Here is an 18822-nt window from a genome sequence, read left to right as displayed (position 1 = left end):
GCTTTCCGGCGCGGGCATTCGGGCACCGACAGTGGCGCGGGGGCGCCACTGTCGGATCCCTACAGATTCGGCCGGTCCGTGACCCGTGGGTGTGGTCCACCGGACCGCGCGCACGACATGATCGGAACGACAGGCCACGACAGCAGGGAGACCTCCGTGCCCCATTCCATCGACGAAGCCTTCACGGCGCTTCCGCTACGGCCCCTCGCCGACGCCGCGCTGGCCCGCGCGCGTGCCCTGGGCGCCGAGCACGCGGACTTCCGGTTCGAGCGGGTGCGCAGCGCGTCCTGGCGGCTGCGGGACACCAGGCCCGCCGGGACGTCGGACACCACCGACCTCGGGTACGCGGTCCGGGTGGTGCACGGCGGTGCGTGGGGTTTCGCCTCCGGCGTGGACCTGACCATGGACGCCGCCGCGCGGGTCGCCTCGCAGGCGGTCGCGATGGCCAAGCTCTCGGCGCAGGTGATCCGGGCGGCGGGGTCCGAGGAGCGGGTCGAGCTGGCCGACGAGCCGGTGCACGCCGACCGGACGTGGATCTCGTCGTACGAGATCGACCCGTTCTCGGTGCCGGAGGAGGAGAAGGCCGCGCTGCTGGCCGAGTGGAGCGGGCGGCTGCTGGCCGCGAAGGGCGTCGACCACGTCGACGCCTCCCTGCTCACCGTGCACGAGAACAAGTTCTACGCCGACACCGCCGGGACCGTGACCACCCAGCAGCGGGTGCGGCTGCACCCCGAGCTGACGGCCGTGTCTGTCGACGGGTCGAGCGGCGAGTTCGACTCCATGCGCACCCTCGCGCCGCCCGCGGGCCGCGGCTGGGAGTACCTGACCGGCACCGGCTGGGACTGGGACGCCGAGCTGGAGCGGATGCCGGCGCTGCTGGCCGAGAAGATGCGGGCACCGGGCGTGGAACCCGGCCTGTACGACCTGGTGGTCGACCCGTCCAACCTGTGGCTGACCATTCACGAGTCCATCGGGCACGCCACCGAGCTGGACCGCGCGCTCGGCTACGAGGCGGCCTACGCCGGGACCTCCTTCGCCACGTTCGACCGGCTCGGCACGCTGAGGTACGGCTCCGAGCTGATGAACGTCACCGGCGACCGCACCGCCGAGCACGGCCTCGCGACCGTCGGCTACGACGACGAGGGCGTCGAGGCGCAGTCCTGGGACCTGGTGCGGGACGGCACGCTGGTGGGTTACCAGCTCGACCGGCGCATCGCGCGGCTGACCGGGTTCGAGCGGTCCAACGGGTGCGCCTACGCCGACTCGCCCGGCCACGTGCCGGTGCAGCGCATGGCCAACGTGTCCCTCCGGCCGGACCCGGCCGGGCTGTCCACCGAGGACCTGATCGGGGGCGTCGACCGGGGCATCTACGTGGTCGGCGACCGCTCCTGGTCGATCGACATGCAGCGCTACAACTTCCAGTTCACCGGGCAGCGCTTCTTCCGGATCGAGAACGGGCGGATCACGGGACAGCTCAGGGACGTGGCCTACCAGGCGACGACCACCGACTTCTGGGGGTCCATGGCCGCCGTCGGCGGCCCGCAGACCTATGTCCTCGGCGGTGCCTTCAACTGCGGCAAGGCCCAGCCGGGCCAGGTGGCCGCCGTGTCCCACGGCTGCCCGTCCGCCCTGTTCCGGTCCGTGAACATCCTCAACACCACGCAGGAGGCCGGTCGATGAGCGCCCGCACCAGCAAGCCGCACGAGATCGTCGAGCAGGCCCTCGCGCTGTCCCGCGCCGACGGCTGCGTCGTCATCGCCGACGAGCACTCCACCGCCAACCTGCGCTGGGCGGGCAACGCGCTCACCACCAACGGGGTCACCCGGGGCCGTACGCTCACCGTGATCGCGACCGTGGACGGCCGGGAGGGCACCGCCTCCGGTGTCGTGTCCCGCTCGGCGGTCACCCCCGGCGAGCTGGAGCCGCTGGTGCGGGCGGCCGAAGCGGCCGCGCGCGGCGCCGGGCCCGCCGAGGACGCGCAGCCGCTGATCGGCGGGGTGCCGCGGTCCCCGGACTTCACGGACGCGCCGGCGGAGACCTCCTCCGCCGTGTTCGCCGATTTCGCCCCGGCGCTCGGCGAGGCCTTCGCCCGCGCGGGTGCGGGCGGCCGGGAGCTGTACGGCTTCGCCAGCCACGAGCTGGTGTCGACGTACCTCGGCACGTCCGGCGGACTGCGGCTGCGGCACGACCAGCCCAGCGGCACCCTGGAGATGAACGCCAAGTCACCGGACCGTACCCGCTCCGCCTGGGCCGGGCGGTCCACCCGGGACTTCACGGACGTCGACCCCCGGGCGCTCGACGCCGAGCTGGCCGTACGGCTCGGCTGGGCCGAGCGGCGGGTCGAACTGCCCGCGGGCCGGTACGAGACCCTGCTGCCGCCGACCGCCGTGGCGGACCTGCTGATCTACCAGCTGTGGTCGGCATCGGGCCGGGACGCGGCCGAGGGGCGGACGGTGTTCTCCCGGCCCGGCGGCGGCACCCGGGTCGGCGAGAAGCTGAGCGCGCTGCCGCTGACCCTGCGCAGCGACCCCGACGAGCCGGGCCTGGAGTGCTCGCCGTTCGTGGTCGCGCACTCCTCCGGCGGCGACCGCTCCGTGTTCGACAACGGGCTGCCGGCCGGCGCGACCGAGTGGATCGGCGAGGGCGTGCTCAAGCGGCTGACCACCACCCGGCACACCGCCGCCCTGACCGGCCTGCCGGTCGCCCCGGCCCTGGGCAACCTGGTCCTGGACGGCGGAGGGGACCGCTCCCTTCAGGAGATGGTCGCGGACACCCGGGGGCCCGCTCTGCTGCTGACCTGCCTGTGGTACATCCGCGAGGTCGACCCGGCGACGCTGCTGCTGACCGGCCTGACCCGGGACGGCGTCTACCTGGTGGAGAACGGCGAGGTGACCGGGGAGGTCAACAACTTCCGGTTCAACGAGTCGCCGGTGGACCTGCTCGGCCGGGCCACGGAGGCGGGGCGGACCGAGAAGACGCTGCCGCGCGAGTGGAGCGACTGGTTCACCCGGACCGCGATGCCCCCGCTGCGCATCCCCGATTTCAACATGAGCTCTGTCAGCCAGGGCGTATAACCTCGTAGGCGGCTGTCACCCGACCGCCGCCACAGCTGCGAGGAGACACGAGAACCGTGACGGACATCGTCGACGAACTGAAGTGGCGGGGGCTCATCGCCCTCTCCACCGACGAGGACGCACTGCGCAAGGCGTTCGCGGACGGTCCCGTCACGTTCTATTGCGGCTTCGACCCGACCGCGCCCAGCCTGCACCTGGGCAACCTCGTGCAGATCCTGACGATGCGCCGCATCCAGGAGGCGGGCAACCGTCCGCTGGCGCTGGTCGGCGGCGCCACCGGGCTGATCGGCGACCCCAAGCCCACGGCCGAGCGCACGCTGAACGCGCCCGAGGTCGTGGCCGGCTGGGTGGAGCGGCTGCGCGCCCAGATCGAGCCGCTGCTCCACTTCGACGGGCCGAACGCCGCGGTGATGGTCAACAACCTGGACTGGACCCAGGGCATGTCGGCCATCGAGTTCCTGCGGGACATCGGCAAGCACTTCCGGGTCAACAAGATGATCGCCAAGGAGGCCGTCTCCCGGCGGCTCAACTCCGACGCCGGCATCAGCTACACCGAGTTCAGCTACCAGATCCTCCAGGGCATGGACTTCCTGGAGCTGTACCGGCGGTACGGCTGCACGCTCCAGACCGGCGGCAGCGACCAGTGGGGCAACCTCACCTCCGGCACCGACCTGATCCACCGGGTCGAGCCGGGCGCCGGGGTGCACGCGCTGGGCACCCCGCTGATCACCAAGGCGGACGGCACCAAGTTCGGCAAGACCGAGTCCGGCACGGTGTGGCTCGACCCGGAGATGACCACGCCGTACGCGTTCTACCAGTTCTGGGTCAACGCGGACGACCGGGACGTCTCCAAGTTCCTGCGCATCTTCAGCTTCCGGTCCCGGGCGGAGATCGAGGAGCTGGAGCGGCAGACCGAGGAGCGTCCGCAGGCCCGGGCCGCGCAGCGCGCCCTCGCCGAGGAGCTGACCACGCTGGTGCACGGCGCCGGCCAGACGGCCGCGGTGATCGCCGCGTCGAGAGCCCTGTTCGGCCAGGGCGAGCTGGCGGAGCTGGACGAGGGGACGCTGACCGCGGCGCTGTCCGAGGTGCCGCACATCCGGGTCGCCGAGCCGGCCGCGGTGGTCGACCTGTTCGCCGAGGTCGGTCTGGTGGCCAGCAAGTCGGCCGCCCGGCGGACCGTGAAGGAGGGCGGGGCCTACGTGAACAACGTGAAGGTCGCCGCCGAGGACTTCGTCCCGGGGCCCGAAGCGCTGCTGCACGGGCGGTGGCTGGTGCTGCGGCGGGGGAAGAAGAACCTGGCCGCGGTGGAGGTCACCGGGGGCTGAGGGCGCGGGGCGGGCTCAGGCACGCTGGTGCTTGTGCTTGCCCAGCGTCGCCATGTAGAGGGCGTCCGCGGCGGCGACGATGATGATCGCGGCCACCAGCTGGAAGGCGTGCCGGCTCCAGTCGATGCCGCGGGTCGCGGCCACGCCGAGCGCGCGGGCGACGGCGTTGCCCACGATGGCGCCGAGCACGCCGCAGATGGTGGTCAGCCACAGGGGGCTGTGCTGCTTGCCCGGGATGACCGCCTTGGCGATGAGGCCCAGCACGAATCCCACGATGATCGCCCACAACCAGCCCATGGCTGCCTCCTCGTACGGCTCGACGTGAGCATTACGGTCAGTGTGTGGCCGCGCACCGCGCGGTGCATGCCGGGTACCGCCGGACGCGGCGGGACGGCCGGCATCGCCGCAGGTTGCGGGAGACCCGGTCTCGTGGACCGCGTGGGCGCGGCGTACCGTTGGCAGTGCTGACGGTGCCCCGGTCCGGTAGCCCTCCGGTTCCCCCGCCGGGCGTGGACGGCGGCGCGAGCCGGGGAAGTCCGATGCGGGCGGATGGTGGAATGCGATGCGGAAACAGCACGGCGACGACGCCCAGGTGTTCCGGATCACCGGGGCCCGGACGGGTCTCGCCGAGGACGTACGGGGCCGGCAGCGGCGGTACGTGATCTCGATGTCGATCCGGACCGCCTCGGTGATCCTCGCGGTCGCCCTGTGGAACGTCGAGCGGTACGTGGCCGTCGTCGCGCTGGTGCTCGGCGCGGTCCTGCCCTACATCGCCGTGGTGATCGCGAACGCGGGCCGGGAGAGGCCGCCGTCGCTGCCGTCGACGTTCGTGATGGCGCCCGTACGGCCGATGATCACGCCGCCGCCACAGAGCGAGGACGAACGGGCGGAGCCGACCGGAACCCCCGGTGAACGCCCGGGTCCGGTCTGAGCACGGCGGACGCCGCTGAAGCGGAACGCGACCGTGTGCCAAGCTCAAGAAAACCTCAGATCAATCCTGCTGTTCCGGTGCCGGGCGGTGGGGTATGCGTGACATACTGCGTACGCGCTCCGCATCCCCCGTCGGAGCGACAGACCGACGCCGGGCAGCTCCCCCCGTGGCTGCTCGGCGTCGCCTTGTTCCCGCCCCGTTCCCGTGAGACGAACCGTGAGTGACGAGACCCCGATCTGCTCCGCCAAGGGCTGCCGCACCGACGCCGTGTGGGTGCTGGCGTGGAACAACCCGAAGATCCACACCCCGGAGCGGCGCAAGACGTGGCTCGCCTGCGACGAACACCGCGAACACCTGTCGCAGTTCCTCGGGGTGCGGGGCTTCCTCAAGGACGTGGTGACGCTCGGGCAGTGGCGGGCGTCCGAGGAGGCCGGGCCGACCGCGGCGGGCTGACGCCGCGCCTCCTCCCCTCCTGACCCGTTGTTCAGGCAGTGGTGTCCCGTGGTACGGCGGGCGGTGACGGGAAGAGTGCCTGGACGGTCTCCGTGGCGAGGTCGCGCAGCCAGGCGTGGGCCCGGTCGTCGTCGTGGCGCCGGTGCCAGAGCAGGTGGAGCGGGATGGCCGGCATCCGGAACGGCAGCGGCAGCGTGACCAGGCCGAGCCGTTCCCGGGCGGCGCGGGTGACCACGTCGGGGAGCGTGAGCACCAGGTCGGTCTCGGCGGCGAGTTCGAGCGCGAAGGCCAGGGTGGGGCCGGTCGCGACGACGCGGCGTTCGTGGCCGTGCGGGGTGAGGGCGTCGTCGACCGGGTCACGCAGGCGCCCGCGCCGCGAGACGGTGAGGTGCTCGGCGGCGGCGTAGCGCTCGACGCTCGGCGTCCCCTCGGTGAGCGGATGGCCGGGCCGCACGGCGATGACGAGCTCGTCGCGGCCGACGAGACGGTGCCGGATGTCGGCGAACGCCGGCCGGGCGGAGCTGGATTCCAGGTCGACCTCCCCCCGCCGCAGGTCGGGCGTGTCCGTGCCGGTCTCGGCGGGCAGGCGCAGCCGGACGCCGGGGGCCAGGCGGTGGACGGTGCTGATCAGGGTCGTGCCGCAGGCGGTGGTCAGGGCGTCGTGCCAGCGCACGGTGAAGACCCGCTCCAGCGTCGCGAGGTCGAGTTCCTGCCGCGGGGACAGCAGTTGGTGGGCCTGGTGCACCAGCGCGTGCACCTGGGCGCGCATGGCAAGGGCACGTGGGGTGGGGATCATCGCGCGGCCGGCGCGGACCAGGATCTGGTCGCCGGTGGCCTTGCGGATGCGGCCCAGTGAGCGGCTCATCGCCGGCGCGGTGACGTGCAGGCGGGCCGCAGCGCCGGCGACGCTGCCCTCTTCGAGCAAGGCGTCAAGGGCCGTGAGCAGGTTCAGATCCAGTTGCATGACAGTAACTCTACGAGTGATCACCATGCACTTGTTGTTAATGATGCGGGCCCCTACCTTCGAGGAGCGGGCGCGGAACAGCCGCCCCGCGTCAGCCGAACCCCCCAGGGAGCCCGCCATGAGCACAGCCATGCCGTTCGCCGCCGACACGACGCTGCTGTCCGACGTGACGGCCGCGGTGCGGGCCGCCGGCCGCACGCTGCTCGACCGCTCCACCCCGCACGTCCGGGGCACCGGCCTGGAGGAGATCGTGGCCGAGATCGACGCCAACGACGAGGCGGTGCTGGCGGTGCTGCGGGAACCACTGCTGACCGCCCGGCCCGGCTCGCGGTGGGCCGAGGACGAGCTGGCCGGCGGTGCGCTCCCGCCCGGCGAGTGGTGGGTCGTCGACCCCGCCGAGGGCAACATCAACCATGTGCACGCCATGTCGGAGTGGGCGGTCACCGCCACCCTGGTCCGCGACAACCGGCCGGTGCTCACCGTCGTCCACCTGCCGTTGACCGGCGACACCTACACCGCTGTCGCCGGCGGTGGGGCCCACCTGGACGACCGGCCGCTGAAGGTGTCCGCCAAGACCGACCTGGGCGCCGCGCTCACCGGCACCGGTCAGGCCAGCCCGCGGGAGGACATCACGACCTTCCGGCGCATCGGCGAGTCGGTCACCGCCATGCTCGAGGCCGGGCTCGTCGTGCGGGTGTCCGTTCCCGCCACGATGCAGCTCATCCACGTCGCAGCCGGGCGCACCGACGCCTTCTGGCAGTTCTCCGACGTCCGGTCCGGTCTCGTCGCCGGTGCCCTGCTGGTCGCCGAGGCCGGGGGCACCGTCACCGACCTGGCGGGCGAGCCGTGGAGCACGGCGAGCCGGAACTTCCTGGCCGCGGCTCCCGGCATCCACGCCGCCACGCTCGACGTCCTGTCGCCGATCGCCTGACCGGGCGACGGCCGCCGGCCGTCCGTCCGCGGGAGCGACCCCCACCCCGCTCCCGCTCCTCCCCCGCCCGACACCGCAAGGAGCATCACCTCATGACCAGCATCGGCATCCTGGGCGGCGGCCGCGTCGGCGCCGGCCTCGCCGGCGCGCTCGCCGCCGCCGGACACCAGGTCGTCCTCGGCCTCCGCGACCCGGAGAAGCGACCGCCGGCGCTCACCGGCGCCCGTGTCTCCTTCTCCGACCAGCGCGCCGCCGCGCGCACCGCGGACGTCGTGATCAACGCGACGCCCGGTGACAGCGCCCTGGAGCGCCTCGGCGGACTGCGCGCCGAACTCGCCGGGAAGATACTCCTCGACGTCTCCAACGCCACCCGTGACGCCGCCGACGGCCTGCCCGGAGAACTGTGCTACCCCGGTGACAGCCTCGCCGAACAGCTTCAGGCCGCCCTCCCGGACACCCGGGTGGTGAAGACCCTCAACACCATGCTGTTCATGGTCATGACCGCCCCGGGCGCGCTGGCCACCCCGCCGACCGCCTACCTCTCGGGCGACGACGCGCCGGCGAAGGCGACCGTGGCCGCTCTGCTCGGCGACCTCGGCTGGCGGCCCGCGTGGATCGAGGACCTCGGCGACATCACCACGGCCCGCGCCACCGAGGCCATGATCCTGGTCGTGCCCCACGTCCTGCGCCGGCACGGCTTCGAGCCCTTCGCCGTCTCCCTCGCGCGCTGACCCGCGTACCCGGGCCGCCGCGCGGCGGGAGCCCGGGACGGGCAGGGACCTCGGTGCGGGTCGGGCGCGGTCGGGGCGGGAGGGGCTAGCCGCCGATCGCGGACATGGGGCGGTCCGGCTGCACGAAGGACGGGTCGTCCAGGCCCGCGCCGGCCTTCTTCCCCCACATCGCCTGACGCCACAGGCGGGCGATCTCCTCGTCCGGCGCGCCCGAGCGCAGGGCCGCGCGGAGGTCGGTCTCCTCGGTGGCGAACAGGCAGGTGCGTATCTGGCCGTCGGCGGTGAGGCGGGTGCGGTCGCAGGCCGCGCAGAACGGGCGGGTGACCGAGGCGATCACGCCCACCCTGTGCGGGCCGCCGTCCACCAGCCAGCGCTCGGCCGGTGCCGAACCGCGCTCCTCGGCACCCTCGGGGGTGAGTTCGAAGCGGGTGCGCAGGGAGGTGAGGATGTCCCCGGCGGTGACCATGCCCTCGCGCTTCCAGCCGTGCTGGGCGTCCAGGGGCATCTGCTCGATGAAGCGCAGCTCGTAGTCGTGCTCCACCGCCCAGGCGAGCAGGTCGGGGGCCTCGTCGTCGTTCAGCCCCGGCATGAGGACCGAGTTGACCTTGACGGGGGTCAGACCGGCGTCGCGGGCGGCGGCCAGGCCCTCCAGCACGTCCTTGAGGCGGTCGCGGCGGGTGAGGGTCTTGAACACGTCCGGGCGGAGGGTGTCCAGGGAGACGTTGACCCGGTCCAGGCCCGCCGCCTTCAGCGCCGCGGCGGTGCGCCGGAGGCCGATGCCGTTGGTGGTGAGGGACATCCGGGGGCGCGGGGCGAGGTCCGCGACGCGCTCGACGATGCCGGTCAGGCCCGGGCGCAGCAGCGGCTCGCCGCCGGTGAAGCGGACCTCCTCGATGCCCAGCGCGCGGACCGCGATGTCGATGAGCCGGACGATCTCGTCATCGGTGAGCAGGTCGGGCTTGGCCAGCCACTGGAGGCCCTCCTCCGGCATGCAGTACGTGCAGCGCAGATTGCACCGGTCGGTCAGCGAGACCCTCAGGTCGGTGGCCACCCGGCCGTAGGTGTCGATGAGCACGTGGGCCCCCTCCCTCTCCGGAACACTCCGTGTCGGCAGCGTGTCTCCTGTCACCTGCGAGCCTACGTGACCCCACCGACATCGAGGGCGGCCCGATCCCACGAGGTACGGCACGGCCGCGTCGTAGGACCGTACAGTCCCCCACGACGCGGCCGGCCGTACTGCTCTCAGTGCGCTCCGGTGCCGGTCAGGGACCGCACCTCCAGCTCCGCGTACTTGCCGGTGTCCGGGGTCTCCTTCGACAGCAGGGTGCCCACCACGCCGAGCAGGAAGCCGACCGGGATGGAGATGATCCCGGGGTTCTCCAGCGGGAAGAAGTGGAAGTCGACGCCGGGGAACATCGAGGACTCCTTGCCGGAGACGACCGGTGAGAACAGCACCAGGCCGACCGCCGTGACCAGACCTCCGTAGATCGACCACAGGGCGCCCGAGGTGGTGAACCGCTTCCAGAACAGGCTGTAGAGGATGGTCGGCAGGTTGGCGGAGGCGGCGACCGCGAAGGCGAGCGCCACCAGGCCGGCGACGTTCAGGTCGCGGGCCAGGGCGCCCAGGAGGATGGAGACGGCGCCGATACCCACGGTGGCCCAGCGGGCGGCGCCGATCTCCTGCTTCTCGGTGGCCTGTCCCCTCCTGATGACGTTCGCGTAGATGTCGTGCGCGAAGGACGAGGAGGAGGCCAGGGTGAGGCCCGCGACGACCGCGAGGATCGTGGCGAAGGCGACCGCGGAGATGGTGGCGAGCAGTACGGCCCCCCAGTCGGAGTGGAGGCCGCCCAGGTGCAGCGCCAGGAGGGGTGCCGCGGTGTTGCCCGCCTTGTTGGAGGCGGTGATCTCCTCCGGTCCGATCAGGGCGGCGGCTCCGAAGCCGAGGGCGAGCGTCATCAGGTAGAAGCCGCCGATGAGGCCGATCGCCCAGAAGACCGATCTGCGGGCCGCCCTGGCGGTGGGGACCGTGTAGAAGCGGATCAGGATGTGCGGCAGGCCCGCGGTGCCGAGGACCAGGGCGATGCCGAGCGAGAGGAAGTCCAGCTTGGTGGTGCCGGTGGCGCCGTACTTCAGGCCGGGTTCCAGGAACGCCGATCCCTTGCCGCTGTTGGCCGCGGCCTTCCCGAGCAGGTCCGAGACGTTGAAGTGGAACTTCAGCAGGACGAGGAAGGTCAGCAGCAGGGCGCCCAGGATGAGCAGCACCGCCTTGACCATCTGGACCCAGGTGGTGCCCTTCATGCCGCCGATGGTGACGTACACGATCATCAGGACGCCGACCAGGGCGACGATGCCGATCTTGCCGCCGTCGCTGGTGATGCCCAGCAGCAGCGAGACGAGGACGCCGGCGCCCGCCATCTGGGCCAGCAGGTAGAAGATCGACACGACGATGGTGGAGACGCCGGCGGCCGTGCGGACGGGCCGCTGGCGCATCCGGTAGGCCAGGACGTCGCCCATCGTGTAGCGGCCGGAGTTGCGCAGCGGCTCGGCGACCAGCAGCAGCGCGACGAGCCAGGCGACGAGGAAGCCGATGGAGTACAGGAAGCCGTCGTAGCCAAAGAGGGCGATGGCGCCGGCGATGCCCAGGAAGGACGCGGCGGACATGTAGTCGCCGGAGACGGCCAGTCCGTTCTGGAAGCCGGTGAACTGCCGTCCTCCGGCGTAGAAGTCGGCGGCGTCCTTGGTCTGCCGGCCGGCCCAGACCGTGATGACGAGGGTCGCGGCGACGAACACCGCGAACAGGGTGACGATCAGTGTCCGGTGCTCGCTCGCCTCGCCGGCGGCCAGCAGCGTGTGCGACGCCCGGCCGGTGGCCGGCAGGGTGTGCTGGGCGAGGTTCATGCGCCGCCCTCCATCCGGGACTTGATGGCCTCGGCCCGTGGGTCGAGTTCGGTGGCGGCGTGCCGCGCGTACCACCAGGCGATGAGGAACGTGGTGAGGAACTGGGCGAGGCCCAGGACGAGGGCCACGTTGACGTTGCCGGCCACCTTGGTGCCCATGAAGCCGCCCGCGTAGTTGGACAGCAGGACGTACAGCAGGTACCAGGCGATGAAGCCGACGGTGAGCGGGAAGGCGAAGGAGCGGTGTGCGCGGCGCAGTTCACCGAACTCGGCGCTCTGCTGCACCTCGGTGAACTCCTCGGTGGAGGGAAGTGGGGCCCCCGGTGTCGCGGGGGGCGGTGTCTCGGTGGCCACGGAGTCTCCTCGGGTGACGGACCTGCGCGTTGTCTGACTGGCTGGACGGGAGCCACGCGGGCGGGTGCCGGCCGGCGCCCCGCCTCCGTGTCTCCCGGGGGGCGTGATCGCGCCGGCCCCCCTGATCACGGTCACGGCGCGGCGCCCGCCACGGTTCACGCCGGTTCCGTCGCGCGGGCGCACGCGCGTGGGAGTGCGCGGGTGCGCGGCCCCTCGCGACCCGCGTCGCGGCCCCTTGGTGGCCCGCGTCGCGCTCGTCCGGGAAGTCGTTGCTCCAAAAGCCGTGTTCGGGAAGTTGTGCTCGAAAGGTCCTGCTGGGAGGTCGTGCTCTTCCGGGAAACGGGCACGGCAGATAGCTTCGCCCTGCACCACTCGTCATGTACCTGCCCGGGCACCACTCGTGCCCCGGGCGGTTCTGTACCCGGATGATGTGGAGACCCCATGGCTCATCTGTGTCCCGGACGCCGGCCACGGCCCCGGCCCGGCGGCCGGTACGGCTTCCTCCAGGGCACCCAGGGCGGGAGCGGCACTGCGCCGCGGCGTCCCGCGCGACCCACCCGTACCGCGAACGAACTGGAGAGAACCCGCCCATGACCGCGTTCACACCCCGACGCCGCCGTACCCTCGCCCTCCCGGCCGGGATGGCCCTCGCCACGGCGCTCGCGTTCCTGCCCGGCACCACCGCGTCCGCCGCCGGCGGCACCCCGGTGTCCGTCGCCGCCCGCACCCCGGTGTCCGCCGACGGCCCCGTGCTCAGCTACGTCGTCAACGTCGGCCCCGGGCACGGTGTCGAGCGCCGTGTCCGCGAGGCGATCACCGAGGCCGGGGGTTCGGTGGTGATCGCCTACGACCGGATCGGCGTGATCGTCGCCCACTCCGCGAACCCCACCTTCGCCGAGGCCGTCCGCAAGGTGCGCGGGGTCGACTCGGCGGGTGCCACGCGCACCGCGCCGCTGCCCGCCCAGTCCACCACCGACACCGGCGCGCCGAAGGTGCTCGGCGCGCGGGAGACCGCCGAGGCGAGCGCCCGCGCGGTCGACGGTCAGGATCCGCTGGAGCCGCTCCAGTGGGACCTGCCGGCCATCAAGGCGGACAAGGCGCACGAGAAGACGCTGGGCAGCCGCAAGGTCACGGTCGCCGTCATCGACACCGGCGTGGACGACACCCACCCGGACATCGCGCCCAACTTCGACCGCGAGGCGTCCGCCAACTGCGTGTCGGGCAAGCCGGACACGACGGACGGTGCCTGGCGGCCGAGCGCGTCGGAGAGCCCGCACGGCACGCATGTGGCCGGCGAGATAGCGGCGGCGAAGAACGGGGTGGGCGTCACGGGTGTGGCACCGGGCGTCCGGGTCGCCGGCATCAAGGTGGGCAACCCGGACGGGTTCTTCTACACGGAGGCCGTGGTCTGCGGCTTCGTGTGGGCGGCCGAGCACCACGTCGACGTGACCAACAACAGCTATTACACCGACCCGTGGTACTTCAACTGCACCACCGACCCCGATCAGAGGGCGCTCGTGGACGCCGTCACCCGGGCCTCGCGGTACGCGGAGCGCAAGGGCACGGTCAATGTCGCGGCGGCGGGCAACGAGAGCTACGACCTCGCGTCCCACTCGATCACCGACCCCGTCTCCCCCAACGACGGCACGCCCTCGCAGCGGGTGATCGACCCGCACACCTGCTACGACATACCGACCCAGCTGCCGGGTGTCGTGACGGTCGCGGCGACCGGCGCCAAGGGCCTGAAGTCGTCCTTCTCGAACTACGGTCTCGGTGTGATCGACATCGCCGCGCCCGGCGGTGACTCGACGGCCTACCAGGCGCCGCAGCCGCCGGCGACCAGCGGCCTCATCCTGGGTCCGCTGCCCGGCGGCAAGTGGGGCTACATGGCGGGCACGTCGATGGCGACGCCGCACGTCGCCGGGGTCGCCGCATTGATCAAGTCAACCCATCCGCACGCGTCCGCCGCCCTCGTCAAGGCGCTGCTGTACGCGGAGGCCGACGCCACGCCGTGCACCGACCCGTACGACATCGACGGTGACGGCAAGGTGGACGCCGTGTGCGAGGGGACCAGGAACCACAACGGCTTCTACGGCTGGGGCACGGCGGACGCGCTGGCCGCGGTGACGAAGTAGACCCAAGCGATCCTCCCTCCTGCATATATTGATCCAATCAATACTGCATAGTGCAGTCATGACTGAGATCAAGTCGGCATGGTCGGCGGTGGGCGGCGATCGTGCCCTGCTCCCCCGGGTCACCACCGTCGTACGGGACGGCGCCCTCCCGGCCCGCCTCCCCGTGCGGCGGCTGGCCCGGGCGTGCGTCGGCGCGTGCGCGCTGGCCGCCGCGGAGCTGGCGGCCCGGCGGACCGGATCCGGCGAGGTGCCGGGCGTCCGCGTCGACGACGGCGCGGTCGCCGCCGCCTTCCACAGCGAGCGGCTCCTGCGGGTCGACGGACGGGCGCCCGCCCTCTTCGCGCCGCTGTCCCGGTTCTGGCGGACGGCTGACGGCTGGGTGCGCACCCACGCCAACTACCCGCACCACCGGGTTCGGTTGCTGGACGCCCTCGACCTGCCGCGGGAGGCCACCGTGGAGAGGGTCGCCGGCCGGCTCGCCGCGCTGTCCGCCCCGGAGGTGGAGGACACGGTCTGCGCCGCGGGCGGCCTCGCGGTGGCCCTGCGCACGCCCGCGGCGTGGCGCGCCCACGAGCAGGCGGCCGAGGTGGCCCGACGGCCGCTGGTCGAGCGCGAGCGGCTGGACGCGGCCCGCACGCGCGTGCTCCCCCCGCTCGACCCGCACACCGGGCCCCTGCTGCCCGCCGCCGGACTGCGCGTACTGGACCTGACGCGGGTCCTGGCGGGCCCGGTCGCCACCCGCACCCTCGCCCTGCTGGGCGCGGACGTGCTGCGCCTGGACGCCCCGTGGTTGCCCGAACTGCCCGACCAGCACGCCGACACGGGTTTCGGGAAGCGGTCCGCCACGCTCGACCTGGCGGCCGGCCGGGACACCTTCGAGGAACTGCTCGGCGCGGCGGACGTGGTGGTGACCGGGTACCGGCCCGGCGCCCTCGACCGGTTCGGACTGAGCCCGCGCGAGCTGGCCGCGCGGCGTCCCGGCCTCGTCGTGGCACAGGTCTCGGCGTGGGGCGCGTACGGGCCGTGGGGCGGGCGGCGCGGCTTCGACAGCCTGGTGCAGGCCGCCACCGGCATCGCGGTGACCGAGGGCTCGGCCGGGGAACCGGGCGCCCTGCCCGCGCAGGCCCTGGACCACGGCACCGGTTACCTGCTGGCGGCGGCGGTCCTGCGGGCGCTGACCGAGCAGTCGTACGAGGGCGGGAGCCGGCTGGTCCGGGTCGCGCTGGCCCGGACGGCCCACTGGCTGACCACGGACATCGGCCCGGACCCGGCGGAGGGGGCGCCGTACCCGGGTCCGGAGGACCGGCTCGCCTCGACCGACGGCCCCCTGGGCCGGCTGCGGCACACCCGCCCGGCCGTCTCCTTCACCGGCGGCCCCACCGACTGGGCCCGGCCGCCGGGCCGCTGGGGCGCGGACCCGGCCCACTGGCAGTGACACCCGAGCACCCTCGGCACCACCGTGCCGACCGCCGGACGTGCGCCCCCGTCGGGGAGCGCGGTACAGCGGCGCCGCCCGGCGGTCCGGCGCGGCGTTCGCCTGCCCACCACACCGACCTCGAACCGGAGATGGACGTCCGCTGCCGGGCGGGGGCGTCACACGCCTGCCGCGCCCAGCAGGCTTCCCGCCGCGTAGGTGACCCCCATCGCCAGCACGCCGCCCGCCACGTTGCGCAGGACCGCGCGCCGCGGATCCGCCTCGCCGAGCCGGGCGCTGCTCCAGCCGGTGAGGACGAGCGCGGCCAGGACGCAGACCACGGTGACCGCGAGCCGCAGCCCGGCCGGTGGCAGCACGATGGCCAGCAGCGGCAGCAGGGCACCCACGGTGAAGGCCAGGAAGCTCGCCCAGGCCGCGTGCCAGGGGTTGGTCAGCTCGTCGGGGTCGATGCCCAGCTCCACGCGGGCGTGGGCCCTCAACGCGTCCCGCGCGGTGAGCTGTTCGGCGGCCTCGCGGGCCACCTCCCGGGACAGGCCGCGTACCTCCAGCAGCTCGGTCAGCTCCTCCAGTTCGGCCTCCGGCTGCTCGCGCAGTTCGCGGCGCTCCACGGCCAGCGCGGCCATCTCGGAGTCGCGCTGGGTGGAGACGGAGACGTACTCGCCGGCCGCCATGGACATGGAGCCGGCGAGCAGGCCGGCCAGTCCGGCGGTCAGCAGGGCGGCCCGGCTCCCGGTCGCCCCGGCCACGCCGACGACCAGTCCCGCGGTGGAGACGATGCCGTCGTTCGCGCCCAGCACCGCGGCCCGGAGCCAGTTCAGCCGGGAGCCGAGGGCGCCGCCGTGGGGCTCGTCGTGGATGGGTTCCGTCACAGCACGGAGGATGCCATCCCGAGGGGCGCGGCGACCGCACCGACGCCCTGCCGGTGCCGTGCGGCGAGGCCCGCCCCGCGGTGGCGGGACGGGCGCTGCGTCGGCCGGGCCCGTGTACCGCGCTTCCCGTCACGTGAGTTCACCGGGCGCCCGTGCTCCGCCCGCCCAACCCGCCGCGGGGAGAAGGGGCCGGCCTTCGTCGTCGTACGCCCGCTCCTGCCGGAAAGGGCATCGAAGACCCATAGGGGGCATATCGTCGCGCCCGGCTCCGCGCCCGCGCTGGGGGACCGTCACCGTCGCCGAAGGCTCGGGGTGTTCCCGCGGCGGGCCTCGCGACGGTGAAGCGGAGCGCCCCTGGGCGCGGACCCAACCCGACCGAGCGCACGCGATGTTGCGACGCCCACGGGGATGCGGGGCGCGACCGGGTGGCGCGGGCGGCACCTGGCGGAGGGTGCTGTCAGTCGGGGCCCGTATCCTCAGGAACCATGCTCGAAGACCGTGCGACCGCAGTGTCCTCCCCCACCCCGTGGCCGGCCGCGTATCCGCGGGGATACGCGGTCGTTGACGTGGAGACCACCGGTCTGGCCCGCGACGACCGCATCATCTCCGCGGCCGTGTACCGGCTGGACGGGCGGGGTGAGGTCGAGGACCACTGGTACACGCTGGTCAACCCGGAGCGCGACCCGGGGCCGGTGTGGATACACGGCCTGACGAGTGACGTGCTCACGGGGGCGCCGCTGTTCGGTGACATCGCCGAGGAGTTCGCCGCCCGCCTGGACGGCCGGGTCCTCGTGGCGCACAACGCCGTCTTCGACTGGCAGATGATCGCCCGCGAGTACGCGCGCGCGCGGCGCGAGGCGCCGGTGCGGCAGCGGCTGTGCACCATCGCGCTCTCCAAGGAACTGGGCCTGCCGCTGCCCAACCACAAGCTGGAGTCGCTGGCGGCGCACTTCGGGGTGGTGCAGCAGCGGGCGCACCACGCGCTGGACGACGCGCGCGTGCTGGCGGAGGCGTTCCGGCCCAGCCTGCGGGCCGCGGCGGCGGGCGGCGTGCGGCTGCCACTGCTGGAGTGCCGGCCGCTGACCGAGTGGTCCGAGCGGTCCGTGCCCCGGCAGGCGTCGGGCGGCTACGGCGGTCACCCGTCCGGCAGTTGGCGCACCGCCCGCAGGCGCCCCGCGTGCCCGCACCCCAACCCGGGTCGTTACGAAGAGGGCAAACGCCTCAAACAGGGCATGCGGGTCGCCTTTTCGGGTGATACGTCCACCGAGCGGGATCTGCTGGAGGACCGGGCCGTCGAGGCCGGCCTGCACGTCGCCACCAGCATCTCCCGGCTGACGAGCCTGCTGGTGACCAACGATCCCGACTCGGGCACCTCCAAGACGGTCAAGGCGCGGCAGTACGGCACACCGGTCGTGGACGAGGCCGCGTTCGGGCAGCTGCTCGGGGACGTGGAGCCCGCCGACGGGTGACCGGGACGGGCGGCGGGTCCGCCGGTCAGCCCCCGTCCCGGCGGGTCACCGTACGAACGGGTGATTGGTACACGACTCACCCGCTGCCCGCTCGCCCGCGGATCGGCGACGGACCACCCTGTGGCCCATGGCGACATGCGAAGTCTGTGGCAACGACTACGGAATGACCTTCGAGGTGCACGCGCAGGGCGCGGTGCACGTCTTCGACTGCTTCTCCTGTGCGATCCACCGCATGGCCCCGATCTGCGAGCACTGCCGGGTGCAGATCATCGGCCAGGGCGTGGAGGTCGAGGGGCACTGGTTCTGCGGCGCGCACTGCGCCCGGGCCGAGGGGAACGCGGGCATCGTCGACCGGGTGTGACCCGGTACCCGCCTGATTGCACCCCGCCGCCCGGAGGTACCGTCGTGGGGTGCACCGCTACCGCTTCCTGTTGTCCCGCCAGTGGGTGATCCTCACCCTCGTCGCGATCGCGCTGATCCCGACGATGATCAAGCTGGGCTTCTGGCAGCAGCACCGGTACCAGGAGCGCACCGCCCGCAACGACCTGGTCTCCGCCGCGCTGCACGCCCGGCCGGTCCCGGTGGAACGGCTGACGTCCCCCGGGCACGCCGTGACCCGCACGGAGAAGTACCGCACGGTCACCGCGACGGGCACCTTCGACACCGCCCGGCAGGTCGTGGTCCGGCGTCGCACCAGCTCCGACGGCGAGGTCGGTTTCCACGTCCTGACCCCGCTGGTCCTCACCGACGGCGACGTGCTGCTCGTCAACCGCGGCTGGATCCCCGCGAACGGCGTGCAGACGGCCTTCCCGAAGGTTCCCGCGCCACCGGCCGGCCGGACCACGATCACCGGGCGGCTGAAGGCGGACGAGACGACCGCGGCGAGCGGCATCAAGAACGTCGAGGGCCTCCCCGACCGGCAGATCATGCTGATCAACAGCGCGGAGGAGGCGCACCGGCTGGGCGCCCGGGTGCTGGGCGGCTACGTCGAGCAGACCGCGCCCGCGGCCCGGGGCGGCTCCCCCGAGCAGATCTCCGACCCGGGCAGCGAGGACGCCCCGCTGAACTACGCGTACATGATCCAGTGGTGGCTGTTCGCGGCGGCCGTGCCGGTCGGCTGGTGGTTCCTGGTGCGGCGCGAGATCCGGGACCGGGAGGAGGCCGCGGCCGAGCGGACCCCCCAGGAGAGCGAACCGGCCACCGTCTGAGGCCCGCTCCCGCTCACCCCGGCGGCGCACCGCCTGGTTGGTTCCC

18 protein-coding genes are annotated in these 18822 nt (G+C 73.1%); 12 read left to right on the top strand and 6 right to left on the bottom strand.

The genetic code is table 11. The annotated features are described in order from the left end of the window. Nucleotides 1-156 precede the first annotated feature (156 nt). Genes ACIQVT_RS33495 through tyrS form a run of 3 tightly spaced genes read left to right on the top strand, consistent with a single transcriptional unit; the run spans nt 157 to nt 4399 of the window. A complete protein-coding gene (locus tag ACIQVT_RS33495) occupies nt 157-1680 on the top strand; it encodes a TldD/PmbA family protein (RefSeq protein WP_403763074.1) in 1524 nt (507 codons plus the stop codon). Next, nucleotides 1677-3074 carry a metallopeptidase TldD-related protein gene (locus ACIQVT_RS33490; protein WP_403763071.1) on the top strand — a complete coding sequence of 466 codons (1398 nt, stop codon included), beginning with the start codon at nt 1677-1679 and terminating at the stop codon, nt 3072-3074. Before ACIQVT_RS33495 ends, ACIQVT_RS33490 begins: the two co-directional genes overlap by 4 nt. Before the next feature lie 56 nt (nt 3075-3130). Next, nucleotides 3131-4399: a tyrosine--tRNA ligase gene (gene tyrS, locus ACIQVT_RS33485; protein ID WP_403763068.1), complete on the top strand. Its 1269-nt coding sequence runs from the start codon at nt 3131-3133 to the stop codon at nt 4397-4399. Nucleotides 4400-4414: 15 nt separating this feature from the next. On the opposite strand, the gene ACIQVT_RS33480 is transcribed toward tyrS, so the two are convergent. Continuing rightward, complete coding sequence (locus tag ACIQVT_RS33480) at nt 4415-4696, bottom strand: GlsB/YeaQ/YmgE family stress response membrane protein (RefSeq protein ID WP_403763065.1); 282 nt, start codon at nt 4694-4696, stop codon at nt 4415-4417. 265 nt (nt 4697-4961) lie between these two features. Here ACIQVT_RS33480 and ACIQVT_RS33475 point away from each other — a divergent pair, with 265 nt between their 5' ends. Then, a complete protein-coding gene (locus ACIQVT_RS33475) occupies nt 4962-5330 on the top strand; it encodes a DUF3099 domain-containing protein (RefSeq protein ID WP_403763062.1) in 369 nt (122 codons plus the stop codon). A 216-nt stretch (nt 5331-5546) separates the two neighbouring features. Then, complete coding sequence (locus ACIQVT_RS33470; protein ID WP_403763059.1) at nt 5547-5783, top strand: hypothetical protein; 237 nt, start codon at nt 5547-5549, stop codon at nt 5781-5783. A gap of 31 nt (nt 5784-5814) precedes the next feature. Here ACIQVT_RS33470 and ACIQVT_RS33465 read toward each other — a convergent pair whose 3' ends face one another. Continuing rightward, nucleotides 5815-6747: a LysR family transcriptional regulator gene (locus tag ACIQVT_RS33465; protein WP_403763056.1), complete on the bottom strand. Its 933-nt coding sequence runs from the start codon at nt 6745-6747 to the stop codon at nt 5815-5817. Nucleotides 6748-6865: 118 nt separating this feature from the next. Here ACIQVT_RS33465 and ACIQVT_RS33460 point away from each other — a divergent pair, with 118 nt between their 5' ends. Further along, complete coding sequence (locus ACIQVT_RS33460) at nt 6866-7678, top strand: inositol monophosphatase family protein (RefSeq protein WP_403763053.1); 813 nt, start codon at nt 6866-6868, stop codon at nt 7676-7678. A 92-nt stretch (nt 7679-7770) separates the two neighbouring features. Then, nucleotides 7771-8409 (top strand): NADPH-dependent F420 reductase, encoded by a 639-nt coding sequence (locus ACIQVT_RS33455; protein WP_403763050.1) that lies wholly within the window; start codon nt 7771-7773, stop codon nt 8407-8409. Between the two features lie 85 nt (nt 8410-8494). On the opposite strand, the gene moaA is transcribed toward ACIQVT_RS33455, so the two are convergent. From moaA to ACIQVT_RS33440, 3 genes are all read right to left on the bottom strand, one after another. Continuing rightward, complete coding sequence (moaA, locus tag ACIQVT_RS33450; protein ID WP_403763047.1) at nt 8495-9484, bottom strand: GTP 3',8-cyclase MoaA; 990 nt, start codon at nt 9482-9484, stop codon at nt 8495-8497. Nucleotides 9485-9651: 167 nt separating this feature from the next. Further along, a complete protein-coding gene (locus ACIQVT_RS33445; protein WP_403763044.1) occupies nt 9652-11307 on the bottom strand; it encodes a cation acetate symporter in 1656 nt (551 codons plus the stop codon). Beyond that, nucleotides 11304-11660, bottom strand: coding sequence for a DUF485 domain-containing protein (locus ACIQVT_RS33440; protein ID WP_403763041.1), 357 nt, complete (start codon nt 11658-11660; stop codon nt 11304-11306). The genes ACIQVT_RS33445 and ACIQVT_RS33440 overlap by 4 nt, the downstream gene beginning before the upstream one ends. A gap of 590 nt (nt 11661-12250) precedes the next feature. On the opposite strand from ACIQVT_RS33440, the gene ACIQVT_RS33435 reads away from it, so the two are divergent. Together ACIQVT_RS33435 and ACIQVT_RS33430 are read left to right on the top strand one after the other, a co-directional pair. Continuing rightward, on the top strand, nt 12251-13795 hold the full coding sequence (locus tag ACIQVT_RS33435) for a S8 family serine peptidase (RefSeq protein WP_403763038.1): 1545 nt from the start codon (nt 12251-12253) through the stop codon (nt 13793-13795). Between the two features lie 58 nt (nt 13796-13853). Next, complete coding sequence (locus ACIQVT_RS33430) at nt 13854-15230, top strand: CoA transferase (RefSeq protein WP_403763035.1); 1377 nt, start codon at nt 13854-13856, stop codon at nt 15228-15230. Between the two features lie 158 nt (nt 15231-15388). Here the strand turns inward: ACIQVT_RS33430 and ACIQVT_RS33425 are convergent, their stop codons facing one another. Further along, nucleotides 15389-16099: a VIT family protein gene (locus tag ACIQVT_RS33425; RefSeq protein ID WP_403763033.1), complete on the bottom strand. Its 711-nt coding sequence runs from the start codon at nt 16097-16099 to the stop codon at nt 15389-15391. Between the two features lie 485 nt (nt 16100-16584). On the opposite strand from ACIQVT_RS33425, the gene ACIQVT_RS33420 reads away from it, so the two are divergent. The 3 genes from ACIQVT_RS33420 to ACIQVT_RS33410 all read left to right on the top strand — a co-directional run bounded on the left by ACIQVT_RS33420 (nt 16585) and on the right by ACIQVT_RS33410 (nt 18776). Beyond that, entirely contained in the window at nt 16585-17568 is a 984-nt protein-coding gene (locus ACIQVT_RS33420) for a DEDDh family exonuclease (RefSeq protein WP_403763030.1), read from the top strand. 127 nt (nt 17569-17695) lie between these two features. Continuing rightward, entirely contained in the window at nt 17696-17929 is a 234-nt protein-coding gene (locus ACIQVT_RS33415) for a hypothetical protein (protein WP_121789468.1), read from the top strand. Nucleotides 17930-17978: 49 nt separating this feature from the next. Then, nucleotides 17979-18776 carry an SURF1 family protein gene (locus ACIQVT_RS33410; RefSeq protein WP_403763026.1) on the top strand — a complete coding sequence of 266 codons (798 nt, stop codon included), beginning with the start codon at nt 17979-17981 and terminating at the stop codon, nt 18774-18776. Nucleotides 18777-18822 lie beyond the last annotated feature (46 nt).

It is taken from the genome of Streptomyces sp. NPDC100445, assembly GCF_044759735.1.
Classification (GTDB): domain Bacteria; phylum Actinomycetota; class Actinomycetes; order Streptomycetales; family Streptomycetaceae; genus Streptomyces.
This window is presented reverse-complemented; position numbering and strand designations above follow the sequence as displayed.